Below are 22,489 nucleotides of genomic sequence, written 5' to 3' on the forward strand. Positions count from 1 at the left end.
TATGATTGCGGCTTAAGATGCCGCTCATTAACGTTTACCTTCAGCAGCAGTCGAAGTTGCCGGAACATAGATGGTTGAGTTCTCATCCGCAGGCACATATCCCAGTTCCTTGGCTCGATCAATAACCTTCTGTTCCAGAACCTGCTTCTCCATCTGGTAGACAGAAATCTGCTTCTTGCCCTCGCCAATCTTCTCGTCCAGCTGCTGTGCCTGCAGATTCAAATCATAAATCTGGACATAACGCGAAATCAGTGCGACCGCCACCAGGACAATTACACCCACCGTCAGCAGGTATAGAAGTTTCTCCTGCATGGGAAGCCCCTTGCGCGTAGTGACTACTTTGGTTTTCTCGCGGTAAAGTGGATTTGCCTCTTCTTTACGTTTGGGCTGAACGGCTAGGTTGCCACGGGTGTAGGCCATCTCTGATTCTCCTTTATCATCATTTACAATTTCTCTGCTATACGCAGCTTGGCTGAGCGTGCACGCGGGTTCTGTTCCAATTCCGCTTCGGATGGCACTCTTGGCTTGCGGTTAACCAGCTTCAATGTGCCTTCTGCTCCGCATACGCAATATGGTAAATCAGGCGGGCAGGTACAGCGGCTTAAGTAGCCGGCAAAGATCTGCTTGCAGATCCGGTCCTCCAGCGAGTGGAAGGTGATCACCGATACTCTTCCTCCCGGAGCCAGGCAGCGGACCGCGCTGTGCAGTCCTTCCTCAAAAGCGCCCAGCTCGTCGTTGACGGCAATCCGAAGCGCCTGAAAGCTGCGCTTGGCAGGATGTCCTCCCGTGCGCCGTGCTGCGGCCGGAATGCCTTCCTTGATCAGCTCGGCCAACTCTCCCGTACCTTCTACAGGCTGCACGGCCCGGCGGTCCACAATCTTGCGGGCAATCCGCCGCGAGAATTTCTCTTCTCCATATTGGAAAAGCACGCGGGCAATCTCCTGCTCGGACCATGTGTTGATAATGGTTGCTGCCGTAAGCTCTGCCGACTGATCCATCCGCATATCGAGCGGGGCATCGTGATTATAGCTGAAGCCCCGATTCCCTTCGTCAAACTGCGGCGAGGATACACCAAGATCAAACAGAATTCCGTCTACCTGAGGCACGCCGTCCTTCTGTGGAACAAAAGGCAGGTCCCCCAGCACTGTCTCGAGATCGCGGAAGTTGGTCTTGACCAGCACAATCCGCTCTCCGTATTCCGCAAGCTGCTGCTTAGCATTGTCCAAGGCCCAGTCATCCTGGTCCAGACAGATCAGCCGGCCAGCCTCGCTGAGCTTCGATGCGATGAGTCCGCTGTGCCCCGCTCCGCCGAGCGTGCAGTCGACATAGATTCCATCTTCCTTGATCTGCAGCCCTTCTGTCGCTTCTTCCTTAAGCACCGTGATGTGGTGAAACAAGCTGCATCCCTCCAGGGCAATATTTCTTAATGGTGTATGTTATAGATCAAAATTGAAATCCACCAGCTTCTCGGCGATTTCGTTGAACGATTCCTCAGACTGTTCGAAGTACTGCTCCCATAGCTCCTTGTTCCAGATCTCCACCCGGTTCGATACGCCCAGAATGACACAGTCCTTGTCCAGCTTGGCATATTGCCGCAAATTGCCCGGCAGATTTACCCTTCCCTGCTTGTCCCATATGCATTCCGTAGCTCCCGAGAAAAAAAAGCGACTGAATGCACGGGCATCCGATTTCATCAGTGAGAGGCTCTTGAGCTTCTGCTCCATAATAGCCCATTCCTCCATGGGGTAGACAAACAGGCAAGAGTCCAGGCCCCGCGTCGCCACAAAGGACGCCCCGAGCATGTCACGGAACTTGGCCGGGATAATGATCCGGCCCTTGTCATCAATGGTATGCTGATACTCGCCCATGAACATGATTGGCCCACTCCTAACGCCTTATTCCCCACTTTGCCCCACTTTTCACCACTTAAGCATAATAGATTCGCCATTAAAAATCAAAACCCTTTTTCTGGTGCAAGGTAATTTCACCAGCTTTGTCAAGAGGTCCTAAATATTCAAGGAGCAAAGGATCTTCCAGCCAAAAAAGCCGCTCAGGCCGGATATCTCATCCGGCTGGCGGCTTGGACCACTGCTTAACATCGACACGACTAGACTTTTCCTTACATATATATAATACGGTGCAAGCCGCTGAACTCCGGCTCTATAGTCATTAACCCGTCAATCCATTCCGGTCCGTAGCGGTTCAAATAATACATCAGGTTATATACTCTCTCCTGCGGTTTGCCACTGGGCATCAGCGAGAACTCAATCCGCTCCCATTGCCGCAGCGCTGCTTCGTTCTGCTTCTCTACCGCATCCTTGGCTTTGGCCTGCAGGAATGAAATTTGGTCGAGGATCTTGTCCTTATTGTTGTTTCCCAGCTTCAGCAGTCCGGCTTGAATCATTCCCAGCTGCTCGACAAGCGGTTCATAGAGCGTGGTGAACGCGGCTTTGGCTTCCTCGAAGCGCTGCTCCAGCTCCAGCTCATCCTGTGCTGCCAGCCACTGCTGTCTTCTCTCGTCCAGACCTTTATACACATCCTCAAACGTTAGCTGATATTTGTCCATATGCTTATGGAGTGTACCTTCAATGACGGTAAACGACATTCGCGGAAGAATCAGAGGCATCTCCCCCCCGACTACTCCGAACGCATGATGCGGTATGGCCCAATAGGCGATTTCACCCTGGCCCAGCACGGTTGCCAGCACCGGCAGCACATAATCCTGCATCAGCGGGCGGGTCAGCACATTGTTGCTGAAGCGCTGCGGGTAAGCCTCCAGCTGCTGCTGCAATTCTTCAAGCGTGAAGGAGACGGTATCCTTGCGGTCGGCGTATCTGCCATCCTTCTTGTAGAGCAGCAGCCGTGTGCCTTCATGGATATAAAAGAGGTTAGCACAGCCAGCGGTAACCGCGGCTTGCAGCTCGTACCCCGCGCCTGTAATCTCTGCCGCCGACTTCAGATAAGCCGTTTCCAGTTCGTCATTCCGCTCCAGCAGTGTGGCAAAAAACGGCTGCTCCAGCCTGCGCAGATTCGGATCGGCGGAATCGAGCAGAATCAGACCAAACCGGCCAAACAAGGAGCCCATCAGCTTGGCAAAAGCATCCGACATGCTCGCTCCGGCTTGGGACGATTCGGCAACGAACTGCATAATCTGCGGCTTGAATTCACTCTCCTGCAGCAGCCCGTCCAGCTGCTCAGCGAGCAGCTTCCAATGCTCTTCCCCAATCTTGATCTCGCTGACAGAGGTTCGGGTATCTTCAGGTTTATCCAGCTTAATCCTGGTGATTTCCTGAGAACGGTTCAACACATACGTATGGTTAACCTCATCCCAGTCATGATCCTCGCCGGCAATCCAGAACAGCGGCACCACCGGCCGTCCCAGCTGCGCAGCAGCTTCCTTCGCCGCCTGAATTATAGTCATGGCCTTATACACAACCAGCAACGGACCTGTAAACAGTCCGCTTTGCTGGCCTCCGGTTACAGCCAAGGTTCCCGGCTGCTTCAGCAGCTCCAGGGAAGCAGTCACAGCGGGATGAGCATTATGCCGGCTGTTGTATTGCTCCAGACATTCCACCATATCCGCACGTCCCGCACGAAGCTGCTCACTGCCATCCAGCCATGCCGCCCGTTTGCTGCGGCTCTCTTTATCCCTGAAATCACCGCCGTACAGATGCGCCACGGTCTCATACCGATTTATATAGTCGCCTGCGAGCGCAGAGCCGCCCGGCAGCGGTTGAGGTACAACATTCATCACTTCAGCCTCCTGTTCTACTACCCTGCTTATGTAAGCACAGTTCTTAAGCACTTACTGATTGTAACCAAAGGAAGCGGCGGCGTCAAAGAAATGCTTAACTCTTCTCTACATAGCAAAGCCGCCGGAGATCCTCCGGCGGCTTATAAGCAATGAACCTTTAGGCGTAAGCCTTGGCCACGAAATGCCCTTTGGAAACTTCCACCAGTTGGGTTTCAGCTTCATTGGTTTCCTCACCTTGTGCAAAGATCGGAGTTCCCAACTCATCATGCAGATGCATCCGCTTTTTGCCTGCTTCAACTTCCGGATCGGGAACCGGAATGGCAGACAGCAATGATTGGGTGTAGGGATGAAGCGGGTTGGCATACAGTTCTTCACTTTCCGCCAGCTCTACCATTTTGCCTAAGTACATTACCGCTACACGGTCACTGATATGTTTAACCATCGACAGGTCATGCGCAATGAACAGGTAGGTCAAGCCCAGACGGTCCTGTAATTCCTTCAGCAGGTTGACTACCTGCGCCTGGATGGACACGTCAAGTGCAGAAATCGGCTCATCGCAGACGATGAACTTCGGATTTACGGCAAGCGAACGGGCAATCCCGATACGCTGGCGTTGTCCGCCGGAGAATTCATGCGGATAACGGGTAGCATGGTCATGGTTGAGTCCAACCATATCGAGCAGCTCTTCAATCCGTTTCTTGCGTTCTGCCCGGCTGCCGGCCATACCGTGAATGTCCAGCGCTTCGCCGATGATATCCTGTACGGTAAACCGCGGATTTAATGAAGCATAAGGGTCCTGGAAGATCATCTGCATGTCGCGGCGCATCGCTTTCATTTTGCCGGAGGACAGCTTGTAGATATCCGTACCATTATATCTCACACTGCCGGCCGTAGGTTCATACAAGCGGAGCACGGTACGTCCTGCCGTTGTTTTGCCGCAGCCGGATTCGCCCACCATTCCCAGCGTTTCACCTTCGCGGATGTTGAAGCTGATATTGTCAACAGCCTTCAGAACCTTACCCTTGCCAACATTGAAATATTTCTTAAGACCTTCTACTTCGATCAGGTTCTTACTCAAGTATACTGCACCTCCTTGGCCATGTTATGTTTCGTGGGGATATTGGTTAAAGCGAGCCTCCGCATGGGTAATGCCAACCAGTTTCAGCATGTCTACCCCTTGCTGCTTCGCTTCGGCCGCTGACATATTCTGATGTTTGATCAAAACTTCGGTTATCTGTTTGCCCACACGGATCGTTGGGTTAAGAGAGGTCATCGGGTCTTGAAAGATCATGCCAATATCCTTGCCGCGAAATGGATTCCATTTGTTTCAAGCTTTTGTGAAGCAGTATTCCCGCTTATTTTTTCAGCTTAGGATCAAGCGCATCACGAAGACCGTCACCAAAAATATTGAATGACAGCATCGTCAAGCTGATCAGAACAGCCGGGAACAGGAAGCGCCAAGGATACAGCAGCCAGCCGGTCAGGGCATCATTGATCATGGACCCGAGCGAAGCGATAGGGGCCTGTACACCAAGTCCGAGGAAGCTGAGGAAAGCTTCGGCAAAAATGGCATTTGGAACCGACAGGGTAATGGTTACGATAATAGGACCGACAGCATTCGGCAACAAGTGCTTGAACAGCAGTCGATTGCCGCTTGCTCCCATAGAGCGGGAGGCGAGAATGAATTCACGATTCTTCAGCTGCATTATCTCACCGCGCACAATCCAGGACATCGTAATCCAGCCGGTGATCGTTAAGGCTAATATGATCGTAAAGAGACTTGGTTCCATAACTACTAGCAAGAGAATTACAACAAGCAGATAAGGAATTGAATAGAGAATTTCGGAGAATTTGTTCATAATGCTGTCTACACGTCCGCCGTAGAAGCCCATGATTCCGCCATAAATCACGCCGATAAAAAGGTCAATAGCCGCAGCGGCTAAACCTACCTTAAGTGAGATCTGCGCGCCGTACCAGGTACGGACAAAAATGTCACGGCCTAAATCATCCGTACCAAACAGATGAGCCAGGGAAGGCTTCTGATTGGCATTCATCAGGTCATTGGAATAATAGTTATATTGGGACAAATAAGGCAATGTAAATGCGGCTACAATAATCAACAGCATCACAATCAAGGCGGCCATCGACATTTTGTTCTGGCGCAGCCGCTGCCATGAATCCTGCCATGCCGACAAGCTCTCGCGCTGAATGACTTCAGCCTGCTTCTCGTCGATACCGATTTTCTGGAAATCCTCAGGTCTGAGGTTCATCTCCACTTTGCTCAGGTTTGGTTCAGTAGCCACTGTTAGCCCTCCTTCCCGCTGGATAGTTTGATACGCGGATCAATAAACACATAAGCAATATCCGTGATAAGACGGGCGGCCATAAGCAGAATCCCGTAGAAAATTGTAATTCCCATAATAATCGGATAATCGCGTACGCCGATGGCTTCGACGAATTGTTTGCCGATTCCGCCGATTCCGAAGATTTGCTCGATAACAACTGAACCGGTAACGATGTTAGCCGTCATTGGTCCCATGTAAGTAACTACCGGCAGGATTCCATTGCGCAGCACATGCTTCGACAGAATCTGGAACCAGGAGAGTCCTTTGGCTTTGGCTGTCTTGATATAATCCGCATGCAGCACTTCCAGCATGCTTGAACGCGTCAGACGTGCAATAAAGGCTATCGGCTGAGCCGAGAGCGCAAGCACCGGCAGCACGTAATGAAGCGGTGTCTTAAAGCCTGATACAGGCAGCAGCCCCAGCTTAAACGCAAAGAAATATTGCAGCACCGAGGCAACCACGAAGCTTGGAACAGCGATCCCCAAGACCGCCATCACCATCGCGGCACTGTCAAGGAATTTGCGGTGATAGAGCGCCGCCAGCATCCCGAGGAGAACCCCGACGATTACTGCGAAGATAATCGCCACAACACCGAGCTTCAAGGAAGCTGAGAAGGTTTGTCCGATAATGCCGGATACGTCCTGATTCAAGCGTTTCATCGATATCCCGAAATCACCCTTCACAATGTTTCCAAGATAGGTTACATATTGCTCCGGAATAGACTTGTCCAATCCATATTGCTGATAGAGACGTTGAAGTATCTCATCGGAGACTTTTTTCTCCGCTGTAAACGGATCACCTGGAATAGCTTTCATCAGGAAAAAAGTAGCGGTAATCAATACAAACAACGATACAAGTGTATAGAATAACTTATTTCCAATATAACGCAACATGCCGTCAGCACCTCCTTTGACAAATTTCAACACATAACTAGATTTTATGAGAAATGTAGCCTTTTGTCCATTTCCTATTTTTTGTAAGTTTAACAAGTTAATTGAAAATTGCCGAACATACAAAAAAAAGGGATATATATGGAATTCCACATATATATCCCGAAGTAATTACTAACTCCAGATTCCTATCTATTCAGTTGTTTCCACTAAATTTAACCTAGTGCTCCAGCAAGTAAGCGTAACGATAATCTACTGCACCGCTGAAATCAACGGTAACCCCTTTAAGATACGGCTTAGTCAGGGAGTTTCCTGTGTAGTAGTAGATCGGCATGATAACCATATCATCCTGAATCAGCATTTTCTCAGCGGCAGCAAATTTCTCATTGCGTAATTTGTTATCGCTGCTTGCTTTGGCTTCAGCAATCAATTTGTCATACTCCGGATTTGCATAGCCGGTAGTATTGTTACCACCACCGGTTACCCACATATCAAAGAATGTCATTGGATCATTGTAGTCTGCTACCCAACCTGCACGAGATACCTGATAGTTCAGGTTCTGACGATTTTCGATGAAACTTGCCCATTCCTGGTTTTCAAGTTTGACATCGATGCCCAGGTTGGTCTTCCACATATCGCCTACAGCCAGCGCAATCTTCTTGTGGTTCTCATTTGTATTGTAGATCAGGGTAACTGGTGGAAGTGTAGTCATACCCTCTTCTTGCATACCTTCGGCAAGCAATTTCTTGGCTTCAGCAAAATCTTCTGTGAAATAAGCTGTGTCTTGAACTTCATCACGGAATTCTTTCTCAACACCTACAATACCCTTAGGGACATAGCCATAAGCAGGGAATTGTCCTCCCAGTGTTACCTTATCGATCAGCGGCTGGCGACTGATAGACATAGCCAGTGCTTTACGAATCTTGGCGTTGGTGAATGGTTTCTCAGTTACATTGAACTGATAGTAGTACACAGATGCAATGCCTTTGCTGTTGAATTCATCCGGAAGTTCCTTGGCAACTACGGGAAGCTGCTCTGTAGGAATCTCACCGTTCGGATTACCTGCACGGTCAAGTTCTCCACTCTTGTAGCTAAGCAATTCAGTAGCGCCGCTATTTACAAGGGTCATATCAATTTTGCTCAATTTGATTTTGTCTTTATCGTAGTACTTGTCGTTCTTGGTAACCTCAATAGATTGGCCTGTGGTCCACTCTGTAAGAGTGTAAGGACCGTTAACGATCATAGTATCTTTATTTGTGGCCCATTTCTCATTACCCTCGATGGATGGGTGAACAGGGTAATATGTGTAGAAGGAAAGCAAACCAAGGAAGTATGGAGTTGGGTTCTCCAGAGTAACTTCAAGCGTTTTATCATCAATTGCCTTGACGCCAACTTCATTGAAGTCAGTTACGCCTTTTTCGAGATTATATGATTCGGCATTCTTGAGGTAGTACAATTGATAAGCATATGGTGCTGGAGATACTGCTTTAGGATCAAGAACCCGTTTCCAGGCATATACGAAATCGCTGGCTTTTACAGCGTCTCCATTACTCCACTGCGCATCGCGCAATTTGAAAGTGTATTTCAAGCCGTCAGCGGAAACTTCCCAGTTATCGGCAATACCTTTCTCTGGTTGTCCTGTTTCGTCGTTCATATTGGTCAAGCCTTCGTACATTAATTTCAGAACAGTGTGGGCCTGATTATCCTGTGCTTGTGCAGGGTCAAAAGTCGGAGGCTCCGAGCTCAAGTTGATATGGAGCGTCTGGTCAGCAGCCAGTTTCTCATCACCAGCAGCATTTCCTGGCTCTGCATTTCCGTTGCCTTCAGTACCCGCCGCGTTGGTCGGGCTGGCTGTGTTGCCATTGTTTGCTTTGTTTCCGCCGCAACCAGCAAGCACTGTGCTGATTACAAGAACTAGCGCAAACATAAGCAATAGACTTTTACTCTTTTTCATCTAGCAGTTCCCCCTAAATAGAATGTGGTATATGGTTTATGATTATACAACCAGTGGTCAAAAAAATCTAGAGTAATGTTTTCTGAAAACCCATTTTTTTTAAAACTTAAAAATTTTGTGACATTGACGCTTTACCGGAGCAATTGAACATTACATGGCTTGTGATATGTACTGAATAAGGCCTATGAGCATAAACAACAAATAAAAAGTGCCTAGAAAAAAGAAGGAAAGTCTCCAAACGGCCCGCAGCAGCCGCTTTCCATCCACCGTACCTTTGACCCGACTCTGTGCGCTGCCAATCAGTCCGGCGGATATTAATACAATAATTAGTATAAGGTAGAACCCGAAACCTGAGTTGAACAGGTTGTTGAACAAGGCTGAAACCGAAAGAAACAAAAACAGTGTGGTCACGTCCATAGCCAGCAAAACAGTCTTTTTTTGCTCTTTTTTCAAACCGGTCCCGATAAAATAAACGATCATAAACGGAACAACGGGTATTACGCTTAAAGTCACGAACGAATTCAGCAGGAATCCCAAGCAGCTTCACCTCTCCTCAGCGAACATGCCCTCCACCAGCCGACTGATCCAGCGGTGTAGAGGAACCTCCATGTTAAGCCGCTCCGCCATCCCAACAATACTGCCATTAATCCAGCTGATTTCTGTTCTTCTTGCCGCGAGAATATCAGCAAGCATTGATGAGGTGTTTCCGGCAGTGGTCCGGCATACCTCAAGAATACTCTCCCAGCTGTCTGCCTCATAGTCGATGCCTGCGGCATCATAGACCCGGAGGGCCTCCTCATACAGCTCTCTCATCACGGCCAGACGCTGCTCCGAGGCCAGAAGTTCACCGTTGGGCACTCGCCAAATCGCGGTAAGCGGATTAATTACAGCATTGATCAGAAGCTTCCGGTAAATCATGGTAACCACTTGTTTCGACAAAAAAGCTGCGAATCCTGCTGCTGAAAGCGCGTGGACAAAACTTATTGCTACTCCAGCTGTCTGCACGGCAGAATCATCCGCCCCACCATTTAGCTCTGCCGTAAGCCACCTTCCTACCCATATTCCCCCGTTGGCGGGTGAAATAACCTCAGTTAGTGTCTTCCTTCTCGAGCCTGCCGTTGTCACGGCAGCATAGATATCCGCTTGCGGAAGCAGTCTTTCCAGCAGCTCCATATGCCCGATACCGTTCTGGAAACATACCACCACGGGGGCCGTCCTCTGAAGCGGGAGAAGATATTGCGGCAGCTGCTCATGGAATACATTCTGCTTCACCGTAATGACAATCAAGTCTGCGGACTGCTGCAGATAGTGGCCGGAGAAGTCTTCAACCGGTGAGGCGGCGAACCGTTCCCCCGCTATCTGTAGCCTTGCCCGCCCCTTCTCATCGCTAACAGTGATACCTTTGGCGTATAATTCCGCGCTCTGCTCGCTGGTACGGCACCACAGCCGGATCTCATGTCCCGCTTCAATCAGGCTTCCTGCCAGCAGCAGCCCCAGAGAGCCTGCACCAATCATATCAATTTTCATCCTAACCTCCGGAGTGGCATTCATTTGTATTTTTATTAGTATAGCTTGACCTTGCAAATTATAGCACAAAGCATATAAATTCTTATCTTTCCAAAAAACCCCGCAGCTCCGGCATCATACACAGCCGCCCTACGGGATTTACAGGTATAGAAGCATTTATTCGATTCGTTCCAGGTTGCCGTTGGCATCCATTTTGAAGCGGGTCTTCTCTTCCTCTTCCTCATTAAGGAAGGCGAGTCTACGTGCCCGATCCATAATCTGGATCAGCGCTTTGTAATCATCATTGACTACCCGGTAGTCGCTTTGAGCCAGATTGACCTCTTTCGATAACCGCTCATTTTCAGTTCTGAGCTGGGACAGCTCATCCTCTTTCTCACGCAGATCCCGCTCCAGCATTTTGAGCTGGCGTCCCGACTCATGGAATGTCCCCTTCCATTGCCGCAGGAAACGGATCACGGCATCAATCGATAATGAATTTTCCCCCAGGCCTTCACTGCGTCCATAATCCTCTTCCAGATCACCGAGAATCAGACCCGCCACCTGAGCGCCGCGCGCTACAGGCTGCTTTTTCAAATAACTGCGTTTCTGCCGCTGGCTTTTCGCTATTCCGATAGCTTCTTCATAACTCTTACGGACACAGCTGTTCCAGCGGAATCCGCAAGCGGCAGACGTTCTGCCGATTTTTTCCCCTACCTCTTCGAAAGCAGCCAGCTGTGTGCTGCCCTCCCGTATGTGCCGTAATGTCACTTCTGCCAATACCAAATCATCTTCCGCACTCCAGGCATCCTGTCTAATGGCTGTCATAAAGCCAAACCTCCTAACAACATCTTGAAATAACCATCTTCATCACCGGCAGCTCCGCCGGATAGTGCATAGGGATAAAAGCTGCTTACTTCATTTCTATGCCTCTAATAGAGTTCATAGAATCTATTTGATACTAAATTGTATTTCCATTTTGTCGTCACCTCATACGCTCATTGCTATATTTTCTCAATTTCACAGCAGAAATTAATATGTCAATTATTTTTATCACTTTTATTGCTGAATTGCCGCTTTTTTTGGGTGAATTCGTTTACAGTGCTTTAGCGAGCAGGTATAATTCAGGTATGGAGTTTCTGACAGTTATATCCTGGGAGGGGGAAATTCATGGACCGGATGTTTCGGGTATTGGGTTTTTTCACACTTGTGATCGGGCTGATGGCATTCGCCGGCGGCTTGACCGAAATGGCTTTGCTGTTTTTCCTGCAGACTGCGTTCTTCGTAATCCTGGGTTATCTGAAATTTACCGAAAAAACTTATATCCTCCTCTTCTGGGGATACATGATTGTTACCTTCACAGGCTTCAGCTATTGGACTGTGTTTCAAATGGGTCTGCCGCTTTAAATCAGGGTTTGCTTCATTGAAACGGATACTGCTCCCCAGCCAAGGCGGGGCACTTCCGTTTTTTTGTTGTTTACTGTAGGAGCCGCAGCCGAAACAGGGTATGATATTTTAGCAGGGTTACACATATTATGTATACATAGCTGTCTTATACCAAACCAAAGGTGGTGGTGTGGTGCTTTCCCGCAACAGTAGACGCCGTTTGAATGCAGCCATACTTCTCTTCATCCTATGTTTCATGCTGCCCTCTCAGCCCTTATCCCAGCTATCCGCCACTTCCGCTCCCCCTGCGCCTTCCTCACTTAACTTGCCGGATAATGAAGAAACCCGCAAGCTGCTTGAGCAGACTTTGTCTTCTGCCGAAATCGAACGGGAAATCAGCCGAATTACAGCGGACCAACAGGCGCTTGAACAGAAGACGGCTCAGCTCAGCAAGCAGGCGCAAGAAAAAGAAGCAGCCATAGCCGACAAGCAGGAACGTGCCGGAGCCATTGTGCGCTCCTATTATATGGGGGACAGAGACGGTCTACTGGCCGCATTCCTCTCGGCGCGCAGCATCAGCAGGGTCATTTCGCTATTTGACTATTATGAGATGATTATCGGGCGCGACCAGGACATTCTCTCTGATTACAAGAAGCAGTATAAGGATCTCCAAGCTACATTGACTGCTGCCCAGCGCACCTCGAAGGAACTCGCCGAGCTGAGACAGGTCTTGGAGGAACAGAAGGTTCGTGTGGCCGCCTTGAACAAGGAGATTGAAGGCGGAGTTACAAGCAGCAGTGATCCGGCCAGCATGACAGCCCTGCTTAATGAATTCACACTGTATTGGGAGAATATCGGTATTCATGAGGTCAAAACCTATTTCAAGGCGTTGTCAGCAGCGATGAACAAGCTGCCGCAGTATCTCCAGAATAAGGACGGGGTACTTGAGCGCAAAGGCATGACCTATGAGCTTAAGCTGAAGGAAGAGGATCTAAATGAATTCCTGAAGGATCAGAACAAGCTGTTTGAGGGTTTTGCTTTTGAGTTCAATGAGGGTACGATTACGGCCTCCGGGACAAGCGGTCAGTTGTCTCTGAGCTTGACGGGCCATTATACGATTCAGGAAGAACCCGTGAACGGGCTCATGTTCCATGTCGATCATGTGGTGTTCAATGGACTGGAGCTGCCGGATACTACCCGCCAAACCCTTGAAGATGAATTCGATCTTGGCTTCTATCCCGGCAAAATCATTTCTCTGCTGCGCGCAACTGAAGTGGACAGCAAGGATGGAGTTCTTTACGTGTTGCTCTCTTTATCATTCTGAAGCATCGGCTTCACCGGTTGCTGCAAGATATCCTGCAGTATCAAGCTTGCCTGTGAGCAGCCCCGCAGCAGCTTCCATAATCTCCGCCCAGCCGCCCCGCGATTTATCTGCAGGGGCGGCTTCGTCTGTCAGCAGAAGGTCCGTGCTGAAAGGCAGATTGTAGCTGAGCAGTTGGCCGGAACGGTACAGCAGCTCAAGAGCCGGCAAACGGCCTGTGCTCTGCATCCATTCGCGCTGTGAAGCTTCAGAGGTAATAAAAGCCAGCCACTTGACCGCCTCCTCGGGATTCTGCGACTGCGCCGGAAGAGCAAAGGAACGGCTGTATAAGGCTTCGGGCCATGCTCCCTTCTCTACTGTCAGCGGCGCTTCTGCAGCAAGCGTAGAATCGCCGCGCTGCTGCCATTCCGATAGCGGTACCGCAGCGGCTGCAAGCGTTCCGCTCTTCAGCATGTCCCAAATATCTTCATTGTAGCGGCTGGTCAAATAGAATTGGCCCCGGTGGCTCTGCACCCATCCCAGCGCCTCCACATCATTCTCCAGCAGGCTGCTGCCTACATTCTGCAACAAGGCGGATAATCCATACGCATTGCGTGTATCCAGCGCAAGCAAATATTTGCCATCCTGCGGCGGGAAACCCTGCAGCAGCTGATCCCACTCGTCCAGACTGCGTGGTAATTGTTTTATTCCCAGCCCGGCCAAACGTTCGGGCGAATAGGCAATCACATAGGGATCGACATCGAGCGGAACCCCCCAATCATAGCCGTTCCACTGCATCTGGGGAATTAAGCCAGTGAGCGGAGCGCTTCCGGGAATGCTCTGGTATACATCGACCGGCAACAAATAACCCTGAGTGGCCAGATCAAGAATATTCCGCGCATCCGTCATAATGATATCGGGACTGTCTCCAAGGGTGAGGTCCTGCTTGAGCTGCTGTTCCGCATCCTCGCCATCCCGGTTGCTCAGCAGAATCTCAATTCCACTGGACTGCGTATAGCTGCTGCTGAGCGCCTGCAGCTCCAGAAATTCTGTCCGGCTCAGTGAAACACTGATCCGCAGGCGTTCTACCACTCCCGTCTCCCCGGTGGAGGGATAAGTCAGCTGGTCCTGCGGCCGCTGGACCCGGTAACTCTCTTCATCCGTATCCAGTTCCATGCTTGGCGAAAGACTCATCAGAGAGAGCATTACAATTAAGTACAGCAGCCAATAATTTTTGCGTTTCAGCATACCATCCCTCCTCCCCGTTCATATCTCCCTATTTTACCAGACCCTCCCCCCTTGTCTCCCTTGTGAAAACGTTCTCTTATAATAGAAGGGAAAAATTACCTCCAGCAGCCGGACAGCATCAAAAACAGCCGGCAAAGCACTGCTCCGGCTGTTGTTAACATGATCCCTATTACAAGGTATGCATTCATCTTCCAGGCTGACCTAGAGAAGATCGGCGGCTAACTGGGCCAGGCGGGAACGTTCGCCTTTCTCCAGCGTGATATGACCACTGATGCCTTCCTGCTTGAATTTCTCTACAATATAGCTGAGGCCATTGCTTGCAGCATCCAGATAAGGGTGATCGATCTGCTCGGGGTCCCCCATCAGAATCACCTTGCTGCCTTCACCGGCTCTGGAAACTATAGTCTTGACTTCATGCCGCGACAGATTCTGGGCTTCATCGATGATAATAAATTGTGCAGGAATGGAGCGTCCGCGGATATAAGTCAGCGCCTCTACCTGAATACTGCCAAGCCCCATTAATATTTTATCAATATCGCCTGACTTCTTCGTGTCAAACAGGTACTCCAGATTGTCATAAATCGGCTGCATCCAGGGACGAAGCTTCTCATCCTTCTCGCCAGGCAAATAGCCAATATCCTTCCCCATCGGTACAACCGGACGGGCAATCAGCAACTTCTTGTATTTATGCTCATCCTCCACCTTGGACAACCCGGCCGCAAGAGCAAGCAGGGTCTTGCCTGTTCCGGCTTTGCCGGTGATGGTGACAAGCGGAATTTCATCGTTCAACAGCAATTCCAGAGCCATACGCTGCTGGGCATTGCGGGCACTGATTCCCCATACTGCGTCATTGCCCAGAAACAGCGGGTCCAGGCGGGTCGCATCGCTGTTCACTTTGAGCAGAGCAGATTTGCCGCTGCCAATTTCGTCCTTGAGAATTACGAACTCATTCGGATAGAGCGGATAGGACAGTGACAGCTGTTTGACGGCAAGGGTACGATGGCTGTAATATTCATCGATTAACGCAGGGTGAACGAGTAAGGATTGGTAACCGCTGTACAGCTCGTTCAGGTCACCGGTCCGGTCGGACAGATAATCCTCAGGGGTGATGCCAAGCACATCCGCTTTGATTCGTACCAGAACATCCTTGCTTACCAGCACTACCGGCCGGGGATCTTCCTTCTCATTCTCCTCGTTCAAATAGTTCAGCGCAACAGCCAGAATGCGGTTATCATTCGAAACCTCTCCGAACATCTCCTGAACCTTTAAGAAACTGCGGTGATTCAGTTCTACCTTCAGCTTGCCTCCATGCTCAAGCTCTACACCGCTATGCAGGTGTCCAAGCTCCCGAAGACCGTCCAGCAGACGGGATACAGTGCGGGCGTTGCGGCCGATCTCATCGGCATTTCGCTTCTTGGAGTCAATTTCTTCCAGCACAACGGCCGGAATAACAACTTCATGCTCCTTGAAGGAAAAAATCGAATTGGGATCATGCAGCAGCACATTGGTATCTAGCACAAATATCTTTTTCATGTTATCCCCTCCACAGCGCCTGGTTTGATTGATCATACATAACTCATTTCAGCCAAGGGCAAGATAAGTTACAACCATTGATCTAGAGCCGAAAGGAGTAAGCACATATGAGAAAATCACTATGTCTGATGCTGGTACTGATGCTGTTGACAAGCTGCGGTATCGCTAAAAAAGAGACATCACCCTCTCCTCAGGATAAACCATCTGCACAAGCTGTAAACCAGAAAGGTAATAATATTCGGCCGCTGACACAAGAAGGCGGGAACCTTCCCCCAGGCTCATCGGCGGCCGGACCATCCGCTGACGCGGAAGAGAATAACGATGTTGAACTGAAAGTACATCTGGAGCGTCTGGCCAAGCGAGTGCCTGGCGTGAACGGCGCACATTGTGTAGTTATGAACAATGTTGCCGTTGTCGGGATTGATGTGGACGGCTCGCTCAGCCGTTCAAGGGTTGGAAGTATTAAATATTCTGTTGCCGAAGCGATCCGCAAGGACCCGCGTAGCGTGAAAGCACTGGTCACGGCAGATATGGACCTCTCCAGCAGACTGGCCGAGATGGGCCGGCATATCTCCAAGGGCAATCCCGTCTCCGGCTTCACCTCCGAGCTGGCCGACATTATCGGCCGGATCATCCCTCAGCTTCCAGAAGATACGCAGTATAAGGGAAGCTGAGGTTTCTCCATATTCTTTACTTTCTTCTATTTCAAGTAGAAACGGCTTTGCCGTTCTCTGCAAAGCGTATGCTTCCGAAGCAGCGATACTATGTATCGCTTTCAGGCATCCGTTTCTGCGGGAAATAGAAGGATAAATTATAGTGTGCAACATATAACTTCTTCTATTTCAAAAAAGCCCAGTGATATCCTCACTAGGCTTTTTGCATGGCGGCAAACACTTGTGCGTCCAGCTTCTCAGCCGCACGTCCGTCGTATACCTTCAAATATCGTGGAGCGGAGTCCAGCTGCGCGCCATAGAACAGCGCGTTGCGCACCGCTTCAATTGAAATATCAAAGCAACACATCTTAAAGGGCACATCTGCCAGCGGGTCCTGCTTAACCGCAGCACGGCCGTTGATAGCATGTACAGTGCCTTCTCCAAACACAGTGATGGTGACCATAGGATTCACCTTCATATTGTTGACCAGTCTGGAACGATGGTCAACGCTGAGTCGCAGGGTGGAAGGGCTGACGGCATAAATCCAGGAAATGGCTGTGGATGTTGGACCGCCTGATTCGGCATCGACGGTATTCAGCAGCACGAAGGTCTCCTGTTGCAGCATGGCGAGCAATGATTCATTGAGTTGGGCTACGGCTTCTGTCATAAGTACAGGCCCCCTATGCGGCATAAGTACGTTCAATTTATTATATTATAGCACAGGATGAAACTTGCATTCAATTTTAACGTTCCCAGCGCCACGCTCAGGGGGCAACAGCTGCTCCTGAGGATTTGCCGGCAATTCGGTCCTGCAGGCTTTGTTTGGCCGCTTCAAGCTCTTTGTCGTTAATATATACAAAGGGACTGTGCCAGGTTCCTGTGACCGGCTTGAATTCAATATCCGACTTGGATATCTTCATGTAGGTTGTGATCAGGTCCTTAATTTGCTCGCCCTCAATATCTGTCTTCATGTTATCATCGACCGCATCCAGCACGCCTCCGATTTTCAGCACACCGCCCAAAGACTGCAGCTTGTCAACCAAGGCATTCAGCACCTCATTCTGGCGTTTATTACGGTCAAAATCATCCGAAGCCGCTGTTTTGGGCTTGCAGTTAGACTTGCGGTAGCGCACATAGTCCAGCGCACTGTCTCCGTCCAGCTTCGCAGGACCTTTGGTCAGGTTGATATCCGTGCCATCCACACTGTCGGTATAACACATATCCCTACTAATGTTGACGCTGACCTTACCCAGTTTGTCGACCACATCGCGAAAGCCCTGGAAATCCAGCAGCACCACATAATCGACCTCAACTCCCAGGTATTTGCCCATCATCGTCTTGATCTGGTCTTCGGCCCGTTTGCCTGACTCCGCTTCGTTGCGCTTAAACCGCGTATATACCTCATTGATCTTGGTCTGTTTATACCCGCTCAGCTGCACCAGCGTGTCCCGCGGAAGAGACACAACGGTTGCGGATTTGGTATCTGGATTGAGTGATGCCACCATGATCACATCTGTCAGGTTGGAAGCATGCTTGGGCCGGTTGTCCGTTCCCAGCAGCAGAATCGTCAGCGGCTTGACCGAAGCCGACTGTGCAGGATCTATACTGCCTCCAGCATCTGTGTTAAACACTCCGTGCTCCAGCTTCCACCATAGGTAGCCTCCGTAGCCAAGACCGGCGAGAATCGCCACCAGGAGCAGGATAAGAAGGGCTCTCGCCAAACGGGCGAAGGGTCCCTTCTTCGGCTTGGTCTTCGATGCTGCTGTGTTTCTGGACTTGGAGGCAGTCCCGGAAGGTCTGCCTCTATTGCTCCCACCGGGAGTTCTGGAAGGTAAGTTGTTATTTCGTGTAGTCATAATGGAATAAAGTCCTTTTCATCTTCGATTGAATTTATGTTGACCATTCTGAAGTTCATCTTATATAGACAGGTTTCAGCGGTGAAAGTTGCGTTTTAAGGTCTTTTGGCAGCGATAGCGGCAGCTTTTCTCTTCTGGCGGGCTTCCACGATATAGCGGATACGCACAAGCAGCATCAAACCTACGGCAACGAGCAGACACTGGATAATCGGCAGCTTATCATGCTGGAAGATCAGAAGCATACCCGAGCCCAGCGCCATCATTATATAGAGCACGATTTCCTTAGTAAGCGACAGCTTCTGGTTGACGCGAAATACCTTGTTGTACACATAAGTCAGCAGTATAAAAATAACCAAGTAGGCGATCACAGGATGCTCGGCGAACCATCGTTGCACGGCTCAGTCACTCCTCCCAAGTTGAGATACGCCTACATTATATCATCCGCAGTTAGTTTTATCCCACATAAAAACACAGAAAGCCGCCGGGATCACCCGGCGGCTTCTATGGAATAATATAAGCAGCTTACACTCCGGCTTTAGCCGCTTTGGACTGCTTGGCAACACGTTCGCGCTCGCTCTTGTTCAGGATCTTCTTGCGAAGACGAACGGTTTTAGGCGTAATTTCGCACAATTCATCATCATTCAAATATTCCAGTGCCTGCTCCAGGGAGAACAGACGCGGCGTCTTCATCTTGACGGTCTCATCCTTCGTTGCGGAACGAACGTTGGTCAACTGTTTCTCTCTGCAGATGTTCACGATGATATCATTATCACGGGTATGCTCGCCCACGATCATACCTTCATAAATATCGGCACCCGGCTCCAGGAAGAGAATTCCGCGGTCTTCCACACCCATCATTCCGTAGTGGGTAGTTGTTCCGGTTTCACTGGATACCAGTACGCCTTGATGACGACCGCCTACCTGGCCGCCGATCAGCGGTGCATAGCTGTCGAACGCATGGTTCATTACACCATAGCCGCGTGTCAGTGTCAGGAAGTGTGTGTTATAGCCGATCAGGCCACGTGCAGGAACCAGGAATTCCAGACGGACTGTACCTGTTCCGGTATTGATCATGTTAACCATTTCAGCCTTGCGGCTACCCAGACTTTCCATAACCGAACCCATGCTTTCTTCAGGAACGTCAATCATCAGGCGTTCAACCGGTTCCATTTTGCGGCCGTCAACTTCCTTGATGATAACTTCAGGTTTCGATACCTGCAGCTCGTAGCCTTCACGGCGCATGTTCTCGATCAGAATCCCCAGGTGAAGCTCTCCGCGTCCGGATACGATGAAGGCATCCGGGCTGTCAGTTTCATCCACACGTAAGCTCACGTCTGTCTCAAGCTCTTTGAAGAGACGCTCACGCAGCTTGCGGGAGGTTATCCATTTGCCTTCTCTGCCGACAAACGGACTGTTATTCACGAGGAATGTCATCTGCATCGTTGGCTCGTCAATCTTCAGCACCGGCAGCGCTTCAGGATGCTGCGGATCGGCAATCGTTTCACCAATGTTAATGTCCTTAATCCCCGCGATAGCCACGATATCACCGGCACCCGCTTCTTCCGTTTCCACACGCTTCAAGCCCTGGAAGCCGAACAGCTTCTCAATACGCGCAGTCTTGCTCTTGCCATCACGCATAATTACGGTAACAGACTGTCCTTGCTTAATAATTCCGCGGTTTACGCGTCCGATGGCAATCCGGCCCAGGTATTCGTTGTAGTCCATCAGAGTAACGAGGAATTGCAGAGGCTCATCTACTTTTTCTGTTGGAGCCGGAATGTGCTGTGTGATGGTTTCGTACAGGGAGAGCATCGTTTCATCCTGCTTCTCAGGGACCATGCTCGATGTTCCGTTCAGCGCGGAAGCATACACTACGGGGAATTCAAGCTGATCATCACTGGCTTCAAGCTCAATGAACAGATCCAGCACTTCATCGATAACTTCCTTCGGACGGGCAGCCGGACGGTCAATCTTATTCACAACAACGATAGGTGTCAGGTGCTGTTCCAGCGCTTTGCGCAATACGAATTTGGTCTGCGGCATGCAGCCTTCATAAGCATCAACAACGAGCAGAACGCCATCAACCATCTTCATGATACGTTCCACTTCGCCGCCAAAGTCGGCATGTCCAGGGGTATCAACAATGTTAATCAGGAACTCTTTATAGGTAATTGCTGTATTTTTGGCTAGGATAGTTATGCCGCGTTCCCGCTCCAGATCGTTGGAGTCCATTGCACGTTCCTGCATAGTTTCGTGGTCTCGAAAAATACCCGACTGCTGCAGAAGCTGATCGACGAGTGTCGTTTTGCCATGGTCAACGTGGGCAATGATCGCAATATTGCGAATGTCTTTTCTTGAATGCATGATTTGTATCCAAATCCTCTCATTTATCAAATTAAAACTGTTTAAATTTGTAGCATGTCACGACAATCTCACAAAAGAAGCGCCAGGCAGAAAGCCGACGCTCCAACATATCTTTAATATTATAGTGAAAGCACTATGAAAAGCAAGTCTTTTTATGAAAAAACCATTTCCAATATTGGTCGTTCTCACCAGCCTCGGCTCCACTTATTTCGTTTGCGCGGCTTGCCGCGCCCGGCCACCAGCCAGATGCCGGCGAATATCAGAACCGCGCCCAGCAAATACAGCGTCCCGGTGCCGAGCAGGCTGAAGACAATCAGCACCACACTCAGCACACCCAATACCGCCGCAGCGAGCGACAGACCGCCTGAACGCGGTGAAGCAAACATCGCATACTCATACAGGCCAACGGCCACGCCAAGCAGCAGCACCGGCCAGAAATGCCGCATCAGGCCAAAGCCCCATATATTGCAGATTCCGAATAACAGTCCGTAAACCGTGAGTATTCCGGCAGGAATCAAGACGGATGGCCCGGCTCGCCGGCTGAAGAACAGCATCTGCAGAAACAGGCCGGGAAGCAGAATGACAAGCGGCCACAGCGCCCGCCCAAGAAATCCGAACACCCCCAGCTTTCCGAATAAAATAACAATGCCAGCAATGATGATAAATATGCCCAGCTTCATGTCGTTTTTGGAAGACATCTTTCACCCATCCCTTCAAGATCACGTCTTTACTCTCCGGTTCACAAGCCTTGCGCTCCAGGAACACATTTGCGACAGGATTCACCTATATTTTAGCCGATCAGCTGTCAAAATGCCATCATTCTTCGATCCGGCCTGTCCGCATGCCGCTGCTGAATAACGGAAAAACGGACACTTCCCTATAATAAGAGAGGTGTCCGTTTAGTATTGCCAGTTCTTAGGAAGCTGAACCCGTTCTGCGCTTGACAGCTCCTGTCACGACTACAAATATACCCAGTGCCAGCGGCAGCACGGAATGGCTCGAAGGGAACATAAAGGACAGCATGGCACCTAATTTCGCATCCTGCAGCAGCATATCTCCTGCGGTAAATGCCAGGATATAGGCCCCGATAAAGATCAGCAGCGGGAAACGGTGCAGCCAGCTGACAATAATGCTGCTCCCCCATACAACAATGGGGATACTGATCGCAATCCCGATTACAATCAGGGCCAGATCCCCCTGTGCCACGCCTGCAATGGCCAGCACATTGTCCAGGCTCATGATGAAATCGGCCAGCAGAATGGTGCGGATCGACTTCCAGACGGTAGAGGCACCCTCCACCCTCAGTTCCTCCTCATCCTCCAGCAGCAGCTTAAGGGAAATCCACAGTAATAACAGTCCTCCTGCCGCTTGAATATATGGAATCTTCAGCAGCAGCAAGGCAGCAACCGTCAGCAGGCAGCGCAGAATCACCGCACCCGCCGCACCCCACCATACCGCTGTCCGCCTGTGCTTCTCCGGGAGATTTTTGCTGGCCAGCGCTATAACCATGGCGTTATCCCCACTCAGCACAAGATTGATCATCAGTATTTCACCAAGCAGCACAATGGAATCCATACACTTACCTCCCCGACTTACATGTAACTACATGTATGTCCCAAGGCGACAAGCTATGCTACTTTGTCCCAAGTAATTCTGCAGCGGAGATGAATGTAAGCGTCTCTTTCAGCGTATATCTGAGTATG

22 protein-coding genes and 1 pseudogene are annotated in these 22,489 nt (G+C 50.1%); 3 read left to right on the forward strand and 20 right to left on the reverse strand.

What is annotated here, in order from left to right:
- Nucleotides 1-27: 27 nt before the first annotated feature.
- The 12 genes and pseudogenes from B9T62_RS23740 to B9T62_RS23795 form a co-directional block, all read right to left on the reverse strand.
- Nucleotides 28-420, reverse strand: coding sequence for a cell division protein FtsL (locus B9T62_RS23740; RefSeq protein ID WP_087917550.1), 393 nt, complete (start codon nt 418-420; stop codon nt 28-30).
- 23 nt (nt 421-443) lie between these two features.
- A complete protein-coding gene (gene rsmH / locus B9T62_RS23745; RefSeq protein ID WP_087917551.1) occupies nt 444-1,397 on the reverse strand; it encodes a 16S rRNA (cytosine(1402)-N(4))-methyltransferase RsmH in 954 nt (317 codons plus the stop codon).
- Between the two features lie 39 nt (nt 1,398-1,436).
- Nucleotides 1,437-1,874, reverse strand: coding sequence for a division/cell wall cluster transcriptional repressor MraZ (gene mraZ / locus B9T62_RS23750; protein WP_087917552.1), 438 nt, complete (start codon nt 1,872-1,874; stop codon nt 1,437-1,439).
- Nucleotides 1,875-2,119: 245 nt separating this feature from the next.
- Entirely contained in the window at nt 2,120-3,751 is a 1,632-nt protein-coding gene (bshC, locus tag B9T62_RS23755; RefSeq protein ID WP_087917553.1) for a bacillithiol biosynthesis cysteine-adding enzyme BshC, read from the reverse strand.
- Between the two features lie 160 nt (nt 3,752-3,911).
- Nucleotides 3,912-4,832: an ABC transporter ATP-binding protein gene (locus B9T62_RS23760; RefSeq protein ID WP_087917554.1), complete on the reverse strand. Its 921-nt coding sequence runs from the start codon at nt 4,830-4,832 to the stop codon at nt 3,912-3,914.
- 30 nt (nt 4,833-4,862) lie between these two features.
- Nucleotides 4,863-5,100: pseudogene (locus B9T62_RS23765) on the reverse strand (peptide ABC transporter ATP-binding protein); the annotation flags it as partial.
- A gap of 9 nt (nt 5,101-5,109) precedes the next feature.
- On the reverse strand, nt 5,110-6,024 hold the full coding sequence (locus B9T62_RS23770; protein WP_087920396.1) for an ABC transporter permease: 915 nt from the start codon (nt 6,022-6,024) through the stop codon (nt 5,110-5,112).
- A gap of 35 nt (nt 6,025-6,059) precedes the next feature.
- On the reverse strand, nt 6,060-6,992 hold the full coding sequence (locus tag B9T62_RS23775; protein ID WP_087917555.1) for an ABC transporter permease: 933 nt from the start codon (nt 6,990-6,992) through the stop codon (nt 6,060-6,062).
- Nucleotides 6,993-7,209: 217 nt separating this feature from the next.
- A complete protein-coding gene (locus tag B9T62_RS23780) occupies nt 7,210-8,943 on the reverse strand; it encodes a peptide ABC transporter substrate-binding protein (RefSeq protein ID WP_087917556.1) in 1,734 nt (577 codons plus the stop codon).
- 106 nt (nt 8,944-9,049) lie between these two features.
- Entirely contained in the window at nt 9,050-9,490 is a 441-nt protein-coding gene (locus tag B9T62_RS23785; protein WP_425436598.1) for a hypothetical protein, read from the reverse strand.
- A complete protein-coding gene (locus tag B9T62_RS23790; RefSeq protein WP_157793988.1) occupies nt 9,487-10,470 on the reverse strand; it encodes a ketopantoate reductase family protein in 984 nt (327 codons plus the stop codon). The genes B9T62_RS23785 and B9T62_RS23790 overlap by 4 nt, the downstream gene beginning before the upstream one ends.
- A gap of 156 nt (nt 10,471-10,626) precedes the next feature.
- The gene (locus tag B9T62_RS23795; RefSeq protein WP_087917559.1) at nt 10,627-11,274 is read right to left on the reverse strand and encodes an RsfA family transcriptional regulator; all 648 of its coding nucleotides are present in this window, start codon (nt 11,272-11,274) and stop codon (nt 10,627-10,629) included.
- A 342-nt stretch (nt 11,275-11,616) separates the two neighbouring features.
- Between B9T62_RS23795 and B9T62_RS23800 the strand changes: the two genes are divergently transcribed.
- Nucleotides 11,617-11,853 (forward strand): DUF2626 domain-containing protein, encoded by a 237-nt coding sequence (locus B9T62_RS23800; RefSeq protein WP_087917560.1) that lies wholly within the window; start codon nt 11,617-11,619, stop codon nt 11,851-11,853.
- Nucleotides 11,854-12,025: 172 nt separating this feature from the next.
- Nucleotides 12,026-13,156: a coiled-coil domain-containing protein gene (locus B9T62_RS23805; protein WP_245864021.1), complete on the forward strand. Its 1,131-nt coding sequence runs from the start codon at nt 12,026-12,028 to the stop codon at nt 13,154-13,156.
- Here the strand turns inward: B9T62_RS23805 and B9T62_RS23810 are convergent.
- Nucleotides 13,148-14,380 (reverse strand): extracellular solute-binding protein, encoded by a 1,233-nt coding sequence (locus B9T62_RS23810; RefSeq protein WP_087917561.1) that lies wholly within the window; start codon nt 14,378-14,380, stop codon nt 13,148-13,150. The two genes, B9T62_RS23805 and B9T62_RS23810, sit on opposite strands and share 9 nt — an antisense overlap.
- A 201-nt stretch (nt 14,381-14,581) precedes the next feature.
- Nucleotides 14,582-15,913, reverse strand: coding sequence for a PhoH family protein (locus tag B9T62_RS23815; RefSeq protein WP_087917562.1), 1,332 nt, complete (start codon nt 15,911-15,913; stop codon nt 14,582-14,584).
- Between the two features lie 107 nt (nt 15,914-16,020).
- Between B9T62_RS23815 and B9T62_RS23820 the strand changes: the two genes are divergently transcribed.
- Nucleotides 16,021-16,587: a YhcN/YlaJ family sporulation lipoprotein gene (locus tag B9T62_RS23820; protein WP_087917563.1), complete on the forward strand. Its 567-nt coding sequence runs from the start codon at nt 16,021-16,023 to the stop codon at nt 16,585-16,587.
- 193 nt (nt 16,588-16,780) lie between these two features.
- On the opposite strand, the gene B9T62_RS23825 is transcribed toward B9T62_RS23820, so the two are convergent.
- The 6 genes from B9T62_RS23825 to B9T62_RS23850 form a co-directional block, all read right to left on the reverse strand.
- A complete protein-coding gene (locus tag B9T62_RS23825) occupies nt 16,781-17,233 on the reverse strand; it encodes a pyridoxamine 5'-phosphate oxidase family protein (RefSeq protein ID WP_087917564.1) in 453 nt (150 codons plus the stop codon).
- 97 nt (nt 17,234-17,330) lie between these two features.
- Nucleotides 17,331-18,422, reverse strand: coding sequence for an LCP family protein (locus B9T62_RS23830; protein ID WP_087917565.1), 1,092 nt, complete (start codon nt 18,420-18,422; stop codon nt 17,331-17,333).
- A gap of 95 nt (nt 18,423-18,517) precedes the next feature.
- Nucleotides 18,518-18,817, reverse strand: a complete 300-nt coding sequence (locus B9T62_RS23835) for a YlaH-like family protein (protein ID WP_087917566.1) — start codon at nt 18,815-18,817, stop codon at nt 18,518-18,520.
- A gap of 127 nt (nt 18,818-18,944) precedes the next feature.
- Entirely contained in the window at nt 18,945-20,786 is a 1,842-nt protein-coding gene (gene typA, locus B9T62_RS23840) for a translational GTPase TypA (protein ID WP_087917567.1), read from the reverse strand.
- A gap of 185 nt (nt 20,787-20,971) precedes the next feature.
- Nucleotides 20,972-21,484, reverse strand: a complete 513-nt coding sequence (locus tag B9T62_RS23845; protein ID WP_087917568.1) for a hypothetical protein — start codon at nt 21,482-21,484, stop codon at nt 20,972-20,974.
- 217 nt (nt 21,485-21,701) lie between these two features.
- The gene (locus B9T62_RS23850) at nt 21,702-22,361 is read right to left on the reverse strand and encodes a YjbE family putative metal transport protein (protein WP_087917569.1); all 660 of its coding nucleotides are present in this window, start codon (nt 22,359-22,361) and stop codon (nt 21,702-21,704) included.
- Between the last annotated feature and the right edge of the window lie 128 nt (nt 22,362-22,489).

The organism is Paenibacillus donghaensis, assembly GCF_002192415.1.
GTDB lineage: Bacteria > Bacillota > Bacilli > Paenibacillales > Paenibacillaceae > Paenibacillus_AQ > Paenibacillus_AQ donghaensis.